Origin of the sequence: Streptomyces sp. NPDC005820, assembly GCF_040630255.1 — a bacterium.
In the GTDB taxonomy this organism is placed as follows: domain Bacteria; phylum Actinomycetota; class Actinomycetes; order Streptomycetales; family Streptomycetaceae; genus Streptomyces.
On the sequence record NZ_JBEXXE010000004.1, the window covers coordinates 154,464 to 168,700 of the forward strand.

A 14,237-nucleotide genomic window follows, 5' to 3' on the forward strand; every position below is an offset into this window, starting at 1 on the left:
ACAGAAGATCAATACGGTCGTTTTGGCGTGAAAAGCAGACGTAATTCCTATAGTTGGCCTGGGGGAGGGAGCCTCGGCATGCAGCACCATGTGTCCGTACCGAGCACAGAGAGCAGCATGCGGCCCGCTCCACACTCCGCCACCGGCGGCGACCGCAGACCCTGGCGGCTTCCGCGCCGCCCGCCGGACGCCGCCCTGCTGACGCTGCTGCTCGCCGCCGTTCTGTGGGGGTACTCGCTCCCCCGCATCGGCTTCCGGCACATGGGCGACTACGGCCTGCTGGACCGCCTGCCGGCCGTCTACTACCTGTCGCTGCTGGTCCTCACCGCGGGTTTCGTCCTCAGTCTGCGCCGCGCCGGCACCGCGCCCTGGTGGCCTGCCGCGCACTGCGCCGCGCTGCTGTTCGCGCTCAAGGCGCCGCCCGCGATCCTGTACGACGCGATCCGCTACCCGTGGGCCTCCAAGCACGACGCGATCGTCGACACCCTGCTCGCCAACGGTGAGCTGCGGCCGAACGCCGCGCTGTCGGGCAACATGTCCGCGTACGACCAGTGGCCGGGCTTCTTCACGCTCAACGCCGGCCTGGTGCGCGCCTTCGGTGTGGAGGGCGCCGCCGCGTACGCCAACTGGGCGCCGATCGTGTTCGGTCTGCTGACGCTGCCGGTGCTCGTGCTGATCTACCGCACCTTCTGCGAGGACTGGCGGCTGATCTGGACCGGCGTGTGGATCTTCCAGCTCGCCAACTGGGTGGGCCAGGACTACTTCGCCCCACAGGCCCTCGCGTATCTGCTGCATCTGACGGTCCTGGCCGTGGTGCTACGGCACTTCGTACGGCCCGGTTCCGCCGGACGGCTGCGCGACCGCACCTTCCTGGACCCGGTGGCGGCCCCCGTGCCGCCGCCGACCGGGAAGCGGCAGCGCGCGGTCTGTGTGGTGATCCTCGCCCCGCTGATCGCCGCCATCAACGCGACCCACCAGCTCACCCCGGTGATGCTCACCATCTGTCTGCTCGCGCTCGGCCTCACCCGCCGCTACCGCAACTACGGGCTGCTTGCCGTCACCGCGCTGCTGATGCTGACCTGGGACCTGACCATGGGGCGCCCGCTGTTCGTCGAGGTGCTCGCCACCGTCCGGAAGTCGCTCGGCGAGCTGACGCAGAACTCCCGCGCGGGCTACACGGGCCGGCTCACCGGCCCCGGCCCCGAACTCGCGGGCACCGCCAACATCGTGATGGTGCTCCTGGTCGCCGTCCTCGCCGGGACGGCCGTCGTGCTGCGGCGCCGGCTGACCCGCAGCGCGCTACCGCTGCTGCTGGTGTCCGTCGCCCCGGTGCCGCTGTTCGCCGTGAACGACTACGGCGGCGAAATGCTTTTCCGCGTCTATCTGTTCGCCCTGCCCGGCGCGGCCTTCTTCGCCGCCGCCGCGCTCGTGCCGGCCCTCGCGGGCAGCCATCGCACGCGGGCGCGCGCGGTGTGGCGCAAGGCCTCGGCGTTCGCGCTGCCGGCCGTCCTGCTGGTGCTGCTGGCCGGCTTCCTGCCGTCGTACTACGGCAAGGAGAAGATGTTCTACACACCGCCCGAGGAGACCGCGCTGGTCACCAGGGCCCTCGACGACGCCCCGGACGGCTCCCTGATCCTCGCCACCAGCGGTTCCTTCCCGCAGGCGCTGCACCGCTACGACCGTCTCGACCACTGGTTCTTCGCCGAACAGGCGCTGCCCGACAACGAGGAGATGCTCAAGGACCCCGTGTCCTACCTCGTGAAGGGCATCCCGCCGGACACGAAGGCATACGTCGTCCTCACCCGCACCCAGGACATCTACGCCGCCGGGGAGGGCCTGCTGCCGCCCGGCGGCTTCGAGACCCTGCGGTCGAAGCTGTCCGCCTCACCGCTCTTCCGGACCGTCGAGAGCCGGCCGTACGGCGTCGTCCTGGAGTACCACCCGGCCGACCGATGACCGACCGACTGACCACCCGACCAACCGACCGACTAACCGACCGACTAACCGACCGACTGACCGACCGACGACCGCCCACTAGGGATGACCTCAAGGTGATCGACGTGACGACCACAGAATCCGCGGACCACGGCGGGATCGGTGACCCCGAGGCGGCCAAGCGGGTCCGGGTCGCCCGCACGCAGCTCAGAGTTCTCGTCGGGATCTCCGGCTGGCTCGCGCTGGCCGCCACCGCCGTACCCGGGCCCGCTCCACTGCGCTGGATCCCGGTGCTGCTCTTCGTGCTGTTCGGGCCGGGCTGCGCCGCGCTGTATCCGCAGCCGGGCGGGCTGGCCTCCGGGGCCCGGCTGGAGGCGGTCGCGCTGGTCGCGCCGGTCAGCCTCTCCCTGGGCGTACTCACCGCCACCTCGCTGTACCTGGTGAAGGGCTTCTCGATGATCGCCTTCCTCGTGTCGCTCGCCGTCTTCACCACGGTGACCGCCGCACTTCCGGGGCTCCCGCTGCCCGCCGCCCGCCGCGGCGCGGTGGAACCCGCCCGGCGCAGGTCCACGAGGTGAGGCGCGACGGGGTGACACGCGATGGGATGACACGCGATGGGGTGACACGCGATGGGGTGACACGCCATGGGGTCAAGCGCACCTGCACGTCCGTCGTGCTGGTGACGATGGCCGCGCTGCTCGCCGGGCTCGGCCTGTGGGCCGGCCGCCCGGGCGACCGTGCGTCCGTCGGCGACCCGCTGCCGGACAACGCGGCTTCGGGCGCGTTGCCCACCGGTGACTGCGCCCCCAGCGACACGCTGGTCCCGCCCTGCGGCGCCTGGTGGGGCGCCGCCGTGCCGTACGCCGGGAACGGCTCCCTCAAGGACGCCGTGCTCGGCTTCGAGCAGCGCATCGGCCGTCGGCTCGACCTCGTCTACAACTACCACGACATGTCGGGCACCGAGCTCGACGGCGAACTCCTCACCCCCGACGAACAGGCCCTCGGCCGCGACCGGCTGCTGATGCTCGCCTGGGAGTCCACCGTCTGGACCGAACCGCACCACGAGAACTGGACGGAGACCCAGCTCGGCTGGAAGAACATCGCCTCGGGGAAGTACGACGAGAAGATCCTCGACCCGCAGATCCGCCGTATCAAGGCCTACGGCAAACGCGTCTTCCTCTCCTTCGACCAGGAGACCGACGCCCGTATCAAGGAAGGCGCCGGCACGCCCGAGGAGTTCGTCGCCGCCTACCGCCATCTGCGCGACCGCTTCCGGAAACTGGGCGCCGACAACGTCGTGTGGGTGTGGACCGTCTCCGGCTATCTCGGCAGCGCCGCCGACATGAAGGCGCTCTACCCCGGTGACGACTACGTCGACTGGATCGCCATGGACCAGTACAACTACTACCAGTGCCACGGCACCAGCGACTGGAAGGACTTCCTGCGCAGCCAACGGCCCAGCTACACATGGCTCCGCGAGAACGTCACCGACGACAAACCGGTGATGCTCGCCGAGTACGCCACCGCACCCGACGCGGACCACCCGGTGCGCCAGCGCGACTGGTACACCCGGATCCCCGCCTCGGTGAAACAGCTCCCCGACGTGAAGGCGCTGGTCCACTGGAACCGGCCGACCTCCGAGGAGCCCGAGTGCGATCTGACCGTCAACGACGGCCCCGGCCTGGAGGGTTACCGCGAGGCCGGCCGGAACAGCTACTTCCACCAGCCGGTACCGTCCCGCTGACGTCCTACGGGTCCCGCCGACGCCCTACGCGTGGACCCGCGTCGCTCTCCCGTGCAGCGCCAGAACCAGGGACGCGAGGACGAGGACGGCGAGCAGAGGCAGGGCGACAGGCGCGAGTTCCTGCCGCCACACCCAGCCGCCCACCGCGAGGAGATACAGCACCCCCCACCGCCCGGGCCACGTCAACCGCACACCCACCCGCGTGAGCAGCAGCCACACCGGTATCAGGCACAGCAGTTGCGCGACCGGCGGCGCCCACCGCAGCAGCGGCTCAGGCCCGGCCGGCCCCAGCGCGTCCGCCACGAACCCGGCCGTCCGCGCGTACAACTCCCCGCCGACCGGCCGCGGTTCCCAGCCGAAGGCCATGGGTACGGCGTACAGAGCGAGCAGCGCCGACGCCAGCGCCGCCCCCGGCAGCCACGCGTCCCGCGCCGCACGCAGCGTCACCGAGCCGACGAACACCACGAGCAGTACGGCGCCGGCCACGAGCGCGGCGGGCGGCAGCGCCGTCAGCATGTGCGCCCCGGTTCCTCTGGTCCCTGTGTCCTCGTACCGGCCGTCGAGCCAGGGCAGGCCGCGCAGAGACGCCCAGAAGACCGCCGTGGCCAAGGCGAGCAGCCCCCACAGCCCGCCCTCGGTCCACCGCTCCCTCGGGCCGGCCGGCCCGTTCGCTTCCCGCCCGGCCCGCGGGGCGTCCCCGTGTCCCCCGCCGGGCCCCCGGGGCCGCGCGATCAGCGCCAGCGTGTCCGCCTGCAGCGCCTCGCGTTCGTACCCGGGGCGCCCGATGAACAAGGTGACCGTGTCCTCGTCGAGCCCTTCCCTCTCGTACGCCGCCCTGCGCGCCCAGTTCGTGCCGTACCCGGCGGTGGCGTTCAGCCGGGCCAGGCCGGTGTCCTTCGCGGCCGGGGCCGTGCCCGACGGGCCGGGGGGCAGCCGGTCGGTGCGGCGCAGCGCGGAGCGCAGGCCCACCACCGAGATCGCGGCGATCAACGTCATGCTGATCAGCACCGCCCAGCCCGCGCCGTCGATCCCGGCCGACGCGAACAGCAGGGCCGCGCTGCCCAGCACCAGCGTGCACATGGCGCCCTGGAGCGCGGCCAGCACCCCGGTGCGGCCCTGGACCCGCAGCACCCCGATGTACAGCTCGACCACGACCCGGGGCAGCGCCCCCGCGGCCAGCAGCCGCAGCACGGTGGTGCCGTGCTCGGCGTAGTCCTCGTTGAACGGCATGAGGATCTGCGGCGCGAACAGCACCAGCACCAGCACCACCGGCACCAGCAGCAACGTCATGCGGCGCAGCGCCCCGCGCACCCCGTCGGCGAGCCGGCGGGGGTCGTGCGAGGCGTGGGCGGTGAGGGAGGAGGCCATGTTGATGGCCATGAACTCCATCGTGCCGCCGACGGTGTACGCCACGTAGAAGTAGCCATTCTCCGCCGCGCTGAAGCGGACCGCGACCATCACCGGCAGCAGGTTGATCATCGCCAGGCTGAACAGTGCGCCCAGCGAGTCCCCGGCCAGGAAGCGCCCCATCTCCCGCAGCTTCGGCGGCTCCAGGTCGCGGTCGGCGTCGGCCTGGCGCGGGATGAGCCGGCGGAAGATCAGCCAGCCCAGCGGCAGCGTCGAGAGCGCGATGGCCGCCGCCCAGGACACGAAGATGCCGAGCACCGGCAGCGCCGTCGCGAAGACGACCAGCAGGATCAGCTTGCCGATCGAGAACACCGCGTTCCCTATCGGCACCCAGCCCGATCTGCGCAGCCCGGTGAGCACCCCGTCCTGCAGGGTGAGCAGCGCCCAGGCCACGCACGCCACGACGAACGCCGCCCCCGCGGCCGGTGTCCCCAGGGGCGCGTAGGACGCCCCCCACAGGTCGAGTGTGAGCAGGAAGACGGCGGCGGCGATCGCCACGACCACGGAACTCGCCGCGTACGCCCCCCACACCAGCGATCCGGTGGCCCGTCCCGCACGCGGGACGAACCGGACGACCGCGCCGATCATGGTGGTCGCCGTGATGCTGGCGAGCAGCCGCATCGCGGCGATCGCGGCCGACCCCTGGCCGACGGCCTCCTCCGAGTAGTAGCGGGCGGCCACCAGCCAGAACCCCAGGCCCAGCACCGCCGAGACACCGGTGCTGAGCATGAGGAAGTAGGCGTTCCTGAACAGCGAGTCGCCGCCGTGGCCGCCGTCGGCCGGTGCCGGCCCGTGCGCCCCCTTCCCGGCGGGCGGCGCCGGGCGCCCGGACACCTGGCTCCCGGCCCGAGCCTCCGCCCGGCTCTCGGCCTGGGTCTCCGCCTGCGTGTCAGCCACGGGTCGGTCCCAGCCCTCCCGGTACCTCGGCCGGCCGCACCTTGGCATCGTCCAGCGCCTCGACGATCCGCCGGGCCCGCAGGGGGTCCACGGGCAGCGCGTGCCGCGCGAACCAGCGGGCCCCGGCCGGATCGGGCGACGGATCCGTGAACCGCTCCCCCGCGTAGTCGTCGAGCGGCGGGTCATAGAGATACCCCACGACGATGCCCCGCCGCGCGAGCGCCGCCCTCGCCGCGTCCCGGTCGGCCACGAACAGCGGCACCCGGAAGAGGGGTTGGGCGGGAACCGGCCCCGCCTTGCTGTGCGGTCTCGCCCACGGCGTGGACAGCAGCAGCTCGGTGCCGGCCCGGCAGGCGGCCAGCACCCCGTCCAGGCGGTCCAGCCTGCGCCCGATGCGCCCGAGCCGCAGCGGGCCTGAACGCAGCCGGTAGTCGTGCATGTCGACCCGCACCCAGCAGTCGTGCGCCGTGAGGTCCGGCGCCGCGGCCACCGCCCGGGCCAGCTCCTGCGGGCGCAGCGGCATCCTGATCCCCTCGCGCTCCATCCGCCCGAGCAGCCGCAGCGTGGCCCAGGCCGCGCGTCGCAGCCCCAGCCCGCGCACGGCGGCCTCCGCGTACGGCCGGACCGTGTAGGCGAGTTCCGCCGCGGGCCCGCCCGGCAGCAGCAGGTCCGCACAGGTCTTCTCCAGCGCGTCGCGCAGCCCCGGGTCGGCGACGGACAGGAAGCCCCCGGCCTTGGCACCGACATGCTTGGACAGGCTGAAGACGGAGGCGTCCCCCCAGGCGCCCACCGGTCTGCCGCCCACCTCGCTGCCGATCGCGTGGGCCCCGTCCTCGAACAGGGGGATGCCCAGCGCGTCGCACTTCTCCCGCAGCCTCGGAGCGTCGTCCGGGTTGCCGTACAGATTCGTCGTGAGCACGGCGGACAGCGAGCCCCACATCCCGTCGGGCACGGCGTCGACATCGATCGACGCGTCCCACGGGTTCAACGGCGCCTGCACGGGTCTCAGCCCGGCCGCGAGCACCACGAAGAAGATCACGTCGTCGTTGACCGGCGACATCAGCACCCGGCCGCCGGGCGGGCACCAGTGGCGCAGGGCCACGTACAGCCCGAATCTGCACGACGGCACGTACACGCAGTCCCGGCCGAGTCTGCCGCGCATGGTCGCTTCCAGCCGCTTCGGCCGTGCACCCTGCCGCGCCGACCCGAGGCCGGCCTCCCCAATGGCCATCCGCCCCCCAGGTGTGCCATGGGAACGCCCCCTCCCCGAGGCCTTCCGGCACCCGCTCAGAGTGTCCCCATTCGCGCCGCTCCGTCAAGATTGCGGACCCTCTCGGAGGCGACTCCCGGTGATCGCACGGAAGCGGAGAGCTGCATCCCGGCGCCCCGCGGGTCCCGCTCCCGGGCGCCCCACGGGTCCCGCTCCCGGGCGCCCCACGGGTCTCGCTCCCGTGCACGGCGCGGGTCCGGTCCCATGCCGCTCGCCCGAGGTCGGACGTAACGTGTGGCCCGGCCGCCCGCACCCGTGGAGCGGACGTGAGCACGACATGGTGAGCACGAAAGAGAGGCAGTACCCGATGCCCCCCTTCGACATCGCCGAGGGCGACCCCTTCGGCCCGCACAACCTTCCGTACGGCGTCTTCTCGCTCCCCCGCTCGACGGAGCGGACCGTCGGCGTACGGCTCGGCGACCACGTCCTGGACGCGGGCGCCGCGGCCCGTGCGCTCGGCTCGCCGCACGCCGCCCTGCTCGCACGGCCGACCCTCAACCCCCTGCTGGCGGCGGGCCGCGCCCTCTGGTCGGAGGTCCGGCGCACTCTCACGGCGGCCACCACCGACCCCGCGCACCGCACCACCCTCGAACCGCTCCTGCACCCCCTGTCCTCGGTGACCCTGCATCTGCCGTTCGAGGTCGCGGACTACGTCGACTTCTACGCCTCCGAGAACCACGCCCGCAACGTCGGCCAGATCTTCCGCCCCGACGCCGCCGACTCCCTCACCCCGAACTGGAAGCACCTGCCGATCGGTTACCACGGCCGCTCGGGCACGGTGATCGTCTCCGGCACGGACGTCGTCCGTCCCTCGGGCCAGCGCAAGGGCCCGGCCGATCCCGCCCCGGTCTTCGGCCCGTCCGTCCGCCTCGACATCGAGGCGGAGGTCGGCTTCGTGGTGGGCGTGCCGTCGGCGATGGGGAAGCCGGTGGACACGGCCGCCTTCCGGGACCATGTGTTCGGCCTGTGCCTGCTCAACGACTGGTCCGCCCGGGACGTCCAGGCCTGGGAGTACGTCCCCCTGGGGCCGTTCCTCGGCAAGTCCTTCGCCACCTCGGTGTCGGCCTGGATCACCCCGTTGGAGGCGCTGGAGGAGGCCCGGGTGGCACCGCCCGCGCGCACCCATCCGCTGCTGCCCTACCTGGACGACTCCGACGCCGAACCAGCCGGCTACGACCTGCGCATCTCGATCGCGATCAACGGCCACGTCGTGTCGGAACCCCCCTTCGCCTCGATGTACTGGACCGCCGCCCAGCAGCTCGCCCACATGACCGTGAACGGCGCCTCCCTGCGCACCGGCGACCTCTACGGCTCGGGCACGGTCAGCGGCCCGGCCCCGGACCAGCGCGGCTCCCTCCTGGAGCTGACCTGGAACGGCCGCGACGCCCTGGAACTCCCCGCCGGAAAGCGCACCTTCCTGGAGGACGGCGACGAGGTGACCCTGTCGGCGTGGGCGCCGGGTCCCGGCGGCCTGCGGGTGGGGCTCGGGGAGGTGAGCGGGCGGATCGTGGCGGATTGACGGCCTGCTTCCAGCAGGCTGACGCGGGCGGTCCCCGGCGTCATACTGGCGGCGGGCGCGGTCCTCGTGCCGTTCCCGCCGCACGTCCGTCGCACCACCGGCCCGACCTCCGCTCCCGGAGCACGGCCCCACCGCACCTTGTGCGTCCTTCGCCCATGCTCTCCGACCAGGATCCGGAGCCCCTGGCATGACCGATGGCATGACCGTCTGCCTGCTCCTGCTGAGCGCCGTCGCGGTGACGGCCGCCGTGCCGGTGCCGCGTGCGCTGACCCGGGCCGAGTGGCCCGAGCGGGAGCCGGTGGTGGCGCTGTGGGTGTGGCAGTGCCTGGTCGCCACGGTCCTGTTGTGCTGTCTGACGGCGCTGGTGCTCGGTGCCGCCGCCGTCTTCCACACCGTCCGCGCCCAGGTCTTCGCCACCGCGCCGCCCGCGGTCACCGAGGCGTACGACCTCTCCGCCGCCCCGCCCTGGGCCGCCGCGCTCACCCTGCTGCTGGCCTGCGGGGCCGCCTGGACCACCGCGATGCTGGCCCGGGAGCTCGTCGAGGCGCGTCGGCGCCGCGGCCAGACCCGCGCCCATCTGCGCGAACGCGCCCCCGAGCTGCCCGCGGGCCTGCCCTCCGCCCGGGGCCCGCTGCTCGTGCTGGAGGACGAGTACCCCGACGCCTGGTGGATGCCCGGCAATCCGCCCCAGCTGATCGTCACCACCGGGGCCCTGCACCGCCTCACCTCCCACCAACTGGACGCCGTCCTGACCCATGAGCGCGGCCACGCCCGCGCCCACCACGACTGGCTGCTGCACCTCTCGACCGCCCTGGCCACCGGATTCCCCCGCATTCCGCTCTTCTCCCATTTCTGCGACCAGACGCACCGCCTGGTCGAACTCGCCGCCGACGACACCGCGTCCCGTCGCTGCGGCCACCTGACCACCGCCCTGGCGCTGATCGAGCTGAACCAGCACCGGGGCGTGCTGTCCTGCGCCTCCAGCCACCGGCTCCTCGGCGAGCGGGTCGACCGCCTCCTGGAGCCGCCGCCCCGGCTGGGTCGCAGACACCGGGCGCTGACGACGGTGGTGGCCGCACTGGTGCCCCTGCTCCCCCTGCTGATCGCCTTCGCGCCGGGCCTCAACGCCCTGGCGTGACACCGGTGCCGTAGCGGCGCCGCAGTAACGCCGTAGTGCCTCCGTGGTGGCAGATCTTGCCGCGCCTCCGGCGAAACGCCAGGTCAGCGCAGTACCTGACGGTTCGAGGACTGGCGCAACACTTCCGCAACACCACTATCCCTATCGGATAGGTATGGTCCGACCATGCCGCCCAACGACCGCCTCCGCGACCACGCCGGACAAGGCGCGACCACCGTCGCCGCCCACCGCGCGCGGCGCCGGCTGCGTGCCGACCAGGCGCGGCAGCTCGCCGATCTGCTCCGCCGCCAGCTCCTGACCGGTGGCTTCCCGGCGGGCACGCTCCCTCATGAGTCGACCCTCGCCACCGAGTACCGGGCCTCGCGCAACACCGTGCGCCAAGCCCTGGATCTGCTGCGCGCCGAGGGCCTGGTCGAACGCCTCCCCGGCGTCGGCACGGTCGTCGTCGCCGAGAAGTACCCGCACGGCCTCGACCGGCTGATGGGTCTCGCGGAAACCCTGCACGAACACGGTCGCGTCACCAACGAGGTCCGCACCATGGGCCCCGTCCCCGCACCCGCCCCGGTCGCCGACCGCCTCCGGGTGTCCCCGGGGGCGGATGTGCTGTACATCGAACGCCTGCGCCGCCTCAACGGCCTCCCCCTCTCCCTCGACCTCACCTACATCCCGCTCGACATCGGCACCGATCTGCTCGGCGCCGACCTGGAGAACACCGACGTCTTCCGTCTCCTGGAGGCCCTCACCGGCCGGCGCCTCGGCCACGCCGAGATCACCCTGGAGGCGGTGAACGCCGACGCCAACTCCGCCGCAGTGCTGGAGGCCCCGCGCGGCGCCGCCGTCCTGATGCTGGAACGCCTCACGCACCTCGCCGACGGCCGCCCGGTCGACCTGGAGTTCATCCGCTTCCGCGGCGACCGCATCGCGATGAGCGGCCTGCTGCACCGCTCCACCTGATCACCCCGCCCGAATCGCCTTCTCCCACCCGCTCATCCCTTCATCGTTCGGCACGCCCTCACCGGTTCACTGCCGCGCCGGATTTCTCAGAAAATCTCGGGACTTCTCTGGAGACAGCCATGCCCTTGGCGCCCCAGCGGGCCGACGTGCCCGTGACCATCGACGAGTCGAAGTGCATCGACGGCTGCACGCTCTGCGTGGACATGTGCCCGCTGGACTCCCTCGCCATCGACACCAGCAGCGGCAAGGCCTACATGCACGTCGACGAATGCTGGTACTGCGGCCCGTGCGCGGCCCGCTGTCCCACCGGAGCCGTCACGGTCAACATGCCCTACCTGCTCCGGTGAAAGGCCCGAACCCCCATGAAGACCACCGCACTCGCCGCGTCCGCCGCCCTCCTTCTCCTCCCGCTCACCGCCTGCGGCGGCAGCGCCGCGGCCGGTGACGGCTCCACGGTCACCGTCACCGTCGGCTATCAGTCCAAGACCATCAACACCGTCACCGCCGGCACCCTGCTGCGCTCTCTCGGCTACTTCGAGAAACAGCTCGACGCCCTCCACGACGGCCACACCTACAAGGTCGACTGGCAGGACTACGCCACCGGCGCCCCCATCACCGCCCAGATGACCGCCGGGAAGATCGACATCGGGTCGATGGGCGACTTCCCGCTCCTCATCAACGCCGCCCGCGGCAAGCAGCTCGGCAAGCCCACCCACCTGGTCTCGGTCACCGGCTACAACCTCCGCGGCGGCCTCAACACCATCGTCACCACCCCCGGCTCCAAACTGGCCTCCCTGAAGGACCTCAAGGGCAAGAAGGTCTCCACCAGCGTCGGATCCGCCGCCGACGGCACCCTGGTCCGGGCCCTGCAACGGGCCGGAATCGACCCGAACAAGGGCATCGAGAAGCTCAACCAGCAGCCGGCCGTGGGCGCCTCCGCCCTCTCCGCCGGCAGCGCGGACGCGCTCTCGCAGTTCGTGGCCTGGCCCGGCCTGCTCGCCTACCAGGGCAAGGCGAAGGCCCTGTACGACGGCGCCCAGCTGGACCTGCCCACCTTCCACGGAGTCACCGCCCGCGAGGACTTCGCGAAGCGGCGCCCGGCCGTCCTGGAGGCGTTCCTCAAAGCCCAGTACCAGGCCACCGCCTATCTCAACGAGCACCCGGTGGCCGCCGCCGAGAGCGTCGCCAAGGCCACCGGCCTGCCCGCCGAGGTCGTCTACCTCTACAACGGCGCCCACGGCATCTCCACCTTCGACCCCGCCGTCAAACCGCAGCTCGTCGACGCCCTGAAGGAGGACGTGTCCGTCCTCAAGGCGGCCAAGCTGACCGGGGACGTCGACGTGGACGCCTTCGTCGACGACCGGTACGTGAAGAAGGCGCTCGGCTCGTCCTACGCCGAGCAGCTCGCCGCCACGCCCGCACCCGCCGCGAGCGAGGTCTGGCCCAAGGGCGCCGAGGAGACCCGTACCTTCAAGACCCCCGCCGAACTGCTCGCCTTCGTCGCCGGGCACCGGAACGGCATCCGCGCCGCCTACGTCCCCGACGCCACCACCGGCACCCTCTGGTTCGCCGACAAGGCGGTCTGGGTGGCCGACGGCACGACCCTGCTGCCGTTCGTCACCCAGGCGACCGCGCAGGCCTACGTCGACGCCCACGACGGCGCCCGTGCCGTCACGTACACCGACGCCCTGGGCCGGGCGTCATGACCCGGTATGCGCTGCGGGCGGCCTCGGTGGCGGCCGCCCTCGGCCTGTGGCAGCTGCTGACCAGCCTGGACATCGACCTCTGGCTGCGCTTCTCGCAGTTCCCGACCGTCACCGACGTCGCCCGCGCCTTCGCCGACCGGCTGACCGGCGACGACTACTGGACCGACCTCACCGACAGCCTCACCCGGATCCTCACCGGCTTCCTGCTGGCCGCCGTCCTGGGCGTGGCCACCGGCGTGCTCGTGGCGCGCTCGCGGCTCGCCGAGGACCTGCTCGGCCCGCTCCTCGAAGTCGTCCGGCCCATCCCCGCCATCGCGCTCGTCCCCGTCGCGATCCTCCTCTTCCCCTCCAACGAACAGGGCATCGTCTTCATCACCTTCACCGCCGCCTTCTTCCCCGTGCTGGTCTCCACCCGGCACGCCGTCCGCGCGCTGACCCCGGTGTGGGAGGAGGCGGTGCGCACCATGGGCGGCGGCCGGTGGCGGATCCTCGGCTCCGTCGTCCTGCCGGGCGCGCTGCCCGGCATCTTCGGCGGGCTGTCCGTCGGGATCGGCGTGTCGTGGATCTGTGTGATCTCCGCCGAGATGATCTCCGGCCAGTACGGCGTCGGTTATCGCACCTGGCAGGACTACACGATCGTCAACTACCCGGGTGTGTTCGTCGGCATGGTCACGATCGGCGTGCTCGGCTGGCTCACCTCCACGGCCGTGGAACTCCTCGGCCGCCGCCTCACCCGCTGGCTGCCCCGCACCTCGTACGTGCCCGGCACCCGGCCCCCGCGGCAGGCCCCCGGCACCGCCACCCCCGTACCGGCCGGGCCCCGGGCCGAGAAGGACGTACCCCATGACCAGCTCGTCTGACGTCCGCCCCGCCTCCCGCGCCGGCGCGGCGCTCGCCCTGCGCGCTGTCACCCTCGGCCGCCCCGACGCGCCTGTCCTGGACGGCGTCGACCTCGCCGTCGCCCCCGGCGAGATCCTCACCGTCGTCGGCCCGTCCGGCTGCGGCAAGTCGACCCTGCTGCGCACCCTGGCCGGGCTGCTGCCCCCGCTCGCCGGCGAGATCACCCAGGACGGGCGCCCGCTGACCGGGCCCGCCGCCGACCGCGCCCTGGTCTTCCAGGAGGACGCCCTGCTGCCCTGGCGCACCCTGCGCGCCAACGTCGAACTCCCCCTGGCCATCCGCGGGGTGCCGCGCGCGGAACGCCGCGCGCAGGCCGAGTCGTGGCTCGCCCGGGTCGGACTCGCCGAGCACACCCGCCAGTTGCCCCACCGCGTCTCCGGCGGGCAGCGCCAGCGCGCACAACTGGCCCGCGCGCTCGCGGGTGCGCCGCGCGCCGTCCTCATGGACGAACCGTTCGGCGCGCTCGACGCGCAGACCCGCGCCGGCATGCAGGACCTGCTGGTGGAGGTCCTGCACGGCACCGGCGCGACCGTCGTCTTCGTCACCCACGACGTCGACGAGGCCCTGTTCCTCGGCGACCGCGTGGCCCTCCTCGGCGCGGGCCGCCTCCTCGCCGTACGGAACGTGCCGCGCCCCCGCGACCGCGCCGCCCACGACGACCCCGCCCGCGTGGCACTGCGCCGCGCCGTGCTCTCCTCCCCGAGCACCTGATCCCCGCCGAGCATCCGAAGCATCCGAAAGGCACCCCGGTGGACACCCCTGTGCAG

12 protein-coding genes are annotated in these 14,237 nt (G+C 72.7%); 10 read left to right on the forward strand and 2 right to left on the reverse strand.

The window, feature by feature from the left end; all coding sequences use genetic code 11:
• Nucleotides 1-78: 78 nt before the first annotated feature.
• From ABZ464_RS06545 to ABZ464_RS06555, 3 genes are all read left to right on the forward strand, one after another.
• Complete coding sequence (locus ABZ464_RS06545) at nucleotides 79-1,956, forward strand: hypothetical protein (RefSeq protein WP_359271793.1); 1,878 nt, start codon at nucleotides 79-81, stop codon at nucleotides 1,954-1,956.
• Between the two features lie 104 nt (nucleotides 1,957-2,060).
• Nucleotides 2,061-2,513, forward strand: a complete 453-nt coding sequence (locus tag ABZ464_RS06550) for a hypothetical protein (RefSeq protein ID WP_359271795.1) — start codon at nucleotides 2,061-2,063, stop codon at nucleotides 2,511-2,513.
• A gap of 56 nt (nucleotides 2,514-2,569) precedes the next feature.
• Nucleotides 2,570-3,679 carry a glycosyl hydrolase gene (locus ABZ464_RS06555; RefSeq protein WP_359271798.1) on the forward strand — a complete coding sequence of 370 codons (1,110 nt, stop codon included), beginning with the start codon at nucleotides 2,570-2,572 and terminating at the stop codon, nucleotides 3,677-3,679.
• A 24-nt stretch (nucleotides 3,680-3,703) separates the two neighbouring features.
• Here ABZ464_RS06555 and ABZ464_RS06560 read toward each other — a convergent pair whose 3' ends face one another.
• Together ABZ464_RS06560 and ABZ464_RS06565 are read right to left on the reverse strand one after the other, a co-directional pair.
• On the reverse strand, nucleotides 3,704-5,815 hold the full coding sequence (locus tag ABZ464_RS06560) for a lipopolysaccharide biosynthesis protein (protein ID WP_359272239.1): 2,112 nt from the start codon (nucleotides 5,813-5,815) through the stop codon (nucleotides 3,704-3,706).
• A 160-nt stretch (nucleotides 5,816-5,975) separates the two neighbouring features.
• On the reverse strand, nucleotides 5,976-7,214 hold the full coding sequence (locus ABZ464_RS06565) for a DegT/DnrJ/EryC1/StrS family aminotransferase (protein WP_359271801.1): 1,239 nt from the start codon (nucleotides 7,212-7,214) through the stop codon (nucleotides 5,976-5,978).
• A gap of 346 nt (nucleotides 7,215-7,560) precedes the next feature.
• Here ABZ464_RS06565 and fahA point away from each other — a divergent pair, with 346 nt between their 5' ends.
• The 7 genes from fahA (at nucleotide 7,561) to ABZ464_RS06600 (ending at nucleotide 14,181) form a co-directional block, all read left to right on the forward strand.
• The gene (gene fahA, locus ABZ464_RS06570; protein WP_359271804.1) at nucleotides 7,561-8,772 is read left to right on the forward strand and encodes a fumarylacetoacetase; all 1,212 of its coding nucleotides are present in this window, start codon (nucleotides 7,561-7,563) and stop codon (nucleotides 8,770-8,772) included.
• A gap of 199 nt (nucleotides 8,773-8,971) precedes the next feature.
• A complete protein-coding gene (locus tag ABZ464_RS06575; protein ID WP_359272242.1) occupies nucleotides 8,972-9,910 on the forward strand; it encodes a M56 family metallopeptidase in 939 nt (312 codons plus the stop codon).
• Nucleotides 9,911-10,075: 165 nt separating this feature from the next.
• Nucleotides 10,076-10,864 (forward strand): GntR family transcriptional regulator, encoded by a 789-nt coding sequence (locus tag ABZ464_RS06580; protein WP_359271807.1) that lies wholly within the window; start codon nucleotides 10,076-10,078, stop codon nucleotides 10,862-10,864.
• A 119-nt stretch (nucleotides 10,865-10,983) separates the two neighbouring features.
• Complete coding sequence (locus tag ABZ464_RS06585; protein WP_018568287.1) at nucleotides 10,984-11,211, forward strand: ferredoxin family protein; 228 nt, start codon at nucleotides 10,984-10,986, stop codon at nucleotides 11,209-11,211.
• A 15-nt stretch (nucleotides 11,212-11,226) separates the two neighbouring features.
• Complete coding sequence (locus tag ABZ464_RS06590) at nucleotides 11,227-12,570, forward strand: ABC transporter substrate-binding protein (protein ID WP_359271809.1); 1,344 nt, start codon at nucleotides 11,227-11,229, stop codon at nucleotides 12,568-12,570.
• Nucleotides 12,567-13,430 (forward strand): ABC transporter permease, encoded by an 864-nt coding sequence (locus ABZ464_RS06595; RefSeq protein WP_359271812.1) that lies wholly within the window; start codon nucleotides 12,567-12,569, stop codon nucleotides 13,428-13,430. The genes ABZ464_RS06590 and ABZ464_RS06595 overlap by 4 nt, the downstream gene beginning before the upstream one ends.
• Nucleotides 13,414-14,181 carry an ABC transporter ATP-binding protein gene (locus tag ABZ464_RS06600; protein ID WP_359271815.1) on the forward strand — a complete coding sequence of 256 codons (768 nt, stop codon included), beginning with the start codon at nucleotides 13,414-13,416 and terminating at the stop codon, nucleotides 14,179-14,181. The genes ABZ464_RS06595 and ABZ464_RS06600 overlap by 17 nt, the downstream gene beginning before the upstream one ends.
• The last annotated feature ends 56 nt before the right edge of the window (nucleotides 14,182-14,237 follow it).

Excerpts from the sequence above, each read along its gene's own strand:
- ABZ464_RS06545 (WP_359271793.1), top strand. The coding sequence starts at position 79 with ATGCAGCACCATGTGTCCGTACCGAGCACAGAGAGCAGCATGCGGCCC.
- ABZ464_RS06560 (WP_359272239.1), bottom strand. The coding sequence starts at position 5,815 with ATGCTCAGCACCGGTGTCTCGGCGGTGCTGGGCCTGGGGTTCTGGCTG.
- ABZ464_RS06565 (WP_359271801.1), bottom strand. The coding sequence starts at position 7,214 with ATGGCCATTGGGGAGGCCGGCCTCGGGTCGGCGCGGCAGGGTGCACGG.
- fahA (WP_359271804.1), top strand. The coding sequence starts at position 7,561 with ATGCCCCCCTTCGACATCGCCGAGGGCGACCCCTTCGGCCCGCACAAC.
- ABZ464_RS06575 (WP_359272242.1), top strand. The coding sequence starts at position 8,972 with ATGACCGTCTGCCTGCTCCTGCTGAGCGCCGTCGCGGTGACGGCCGCC.
- ABZ464_RS06580 (WP_359271807.1), top strand. The coding sequence starts at position 10,076 with ATGCCGCCCAACGACCGCCTCCGCGACCACGCCGGACAAGGCGCGACC.
- ABZ464_RS06585 (WP_018568287.1), top strand. The coding sequence starts at position 10,984 with ATGCCCTTGGCGCCCCAGCGGGCCGACGTGCCCGTGACCATCGACGAG.
- ABZ464_RS06590 (WP_359271809.1), top strand. The coding sequence starts at position 11,227 with ATGAAGACCACCGCACTCGCCGCGTCCGCCGCCCTCCTTCTCCTCCCG.
- ABZ464_RS06595 (WP_359271812.1), top strand. The coding sequence starts at position 12,567 with ATGACCCGGTATGCGCTGCGGGCGGCCTCGGTGGCGGCCGCCCTCGGC.
- ABZ464_RS06600 (WP_359271815.1), top strand. The coding sequence starts at position 13,414 with ATGACCAGCTCGTCTGACGTCCGCCCCGCCTCCCGCGCCGGCGCGGCG.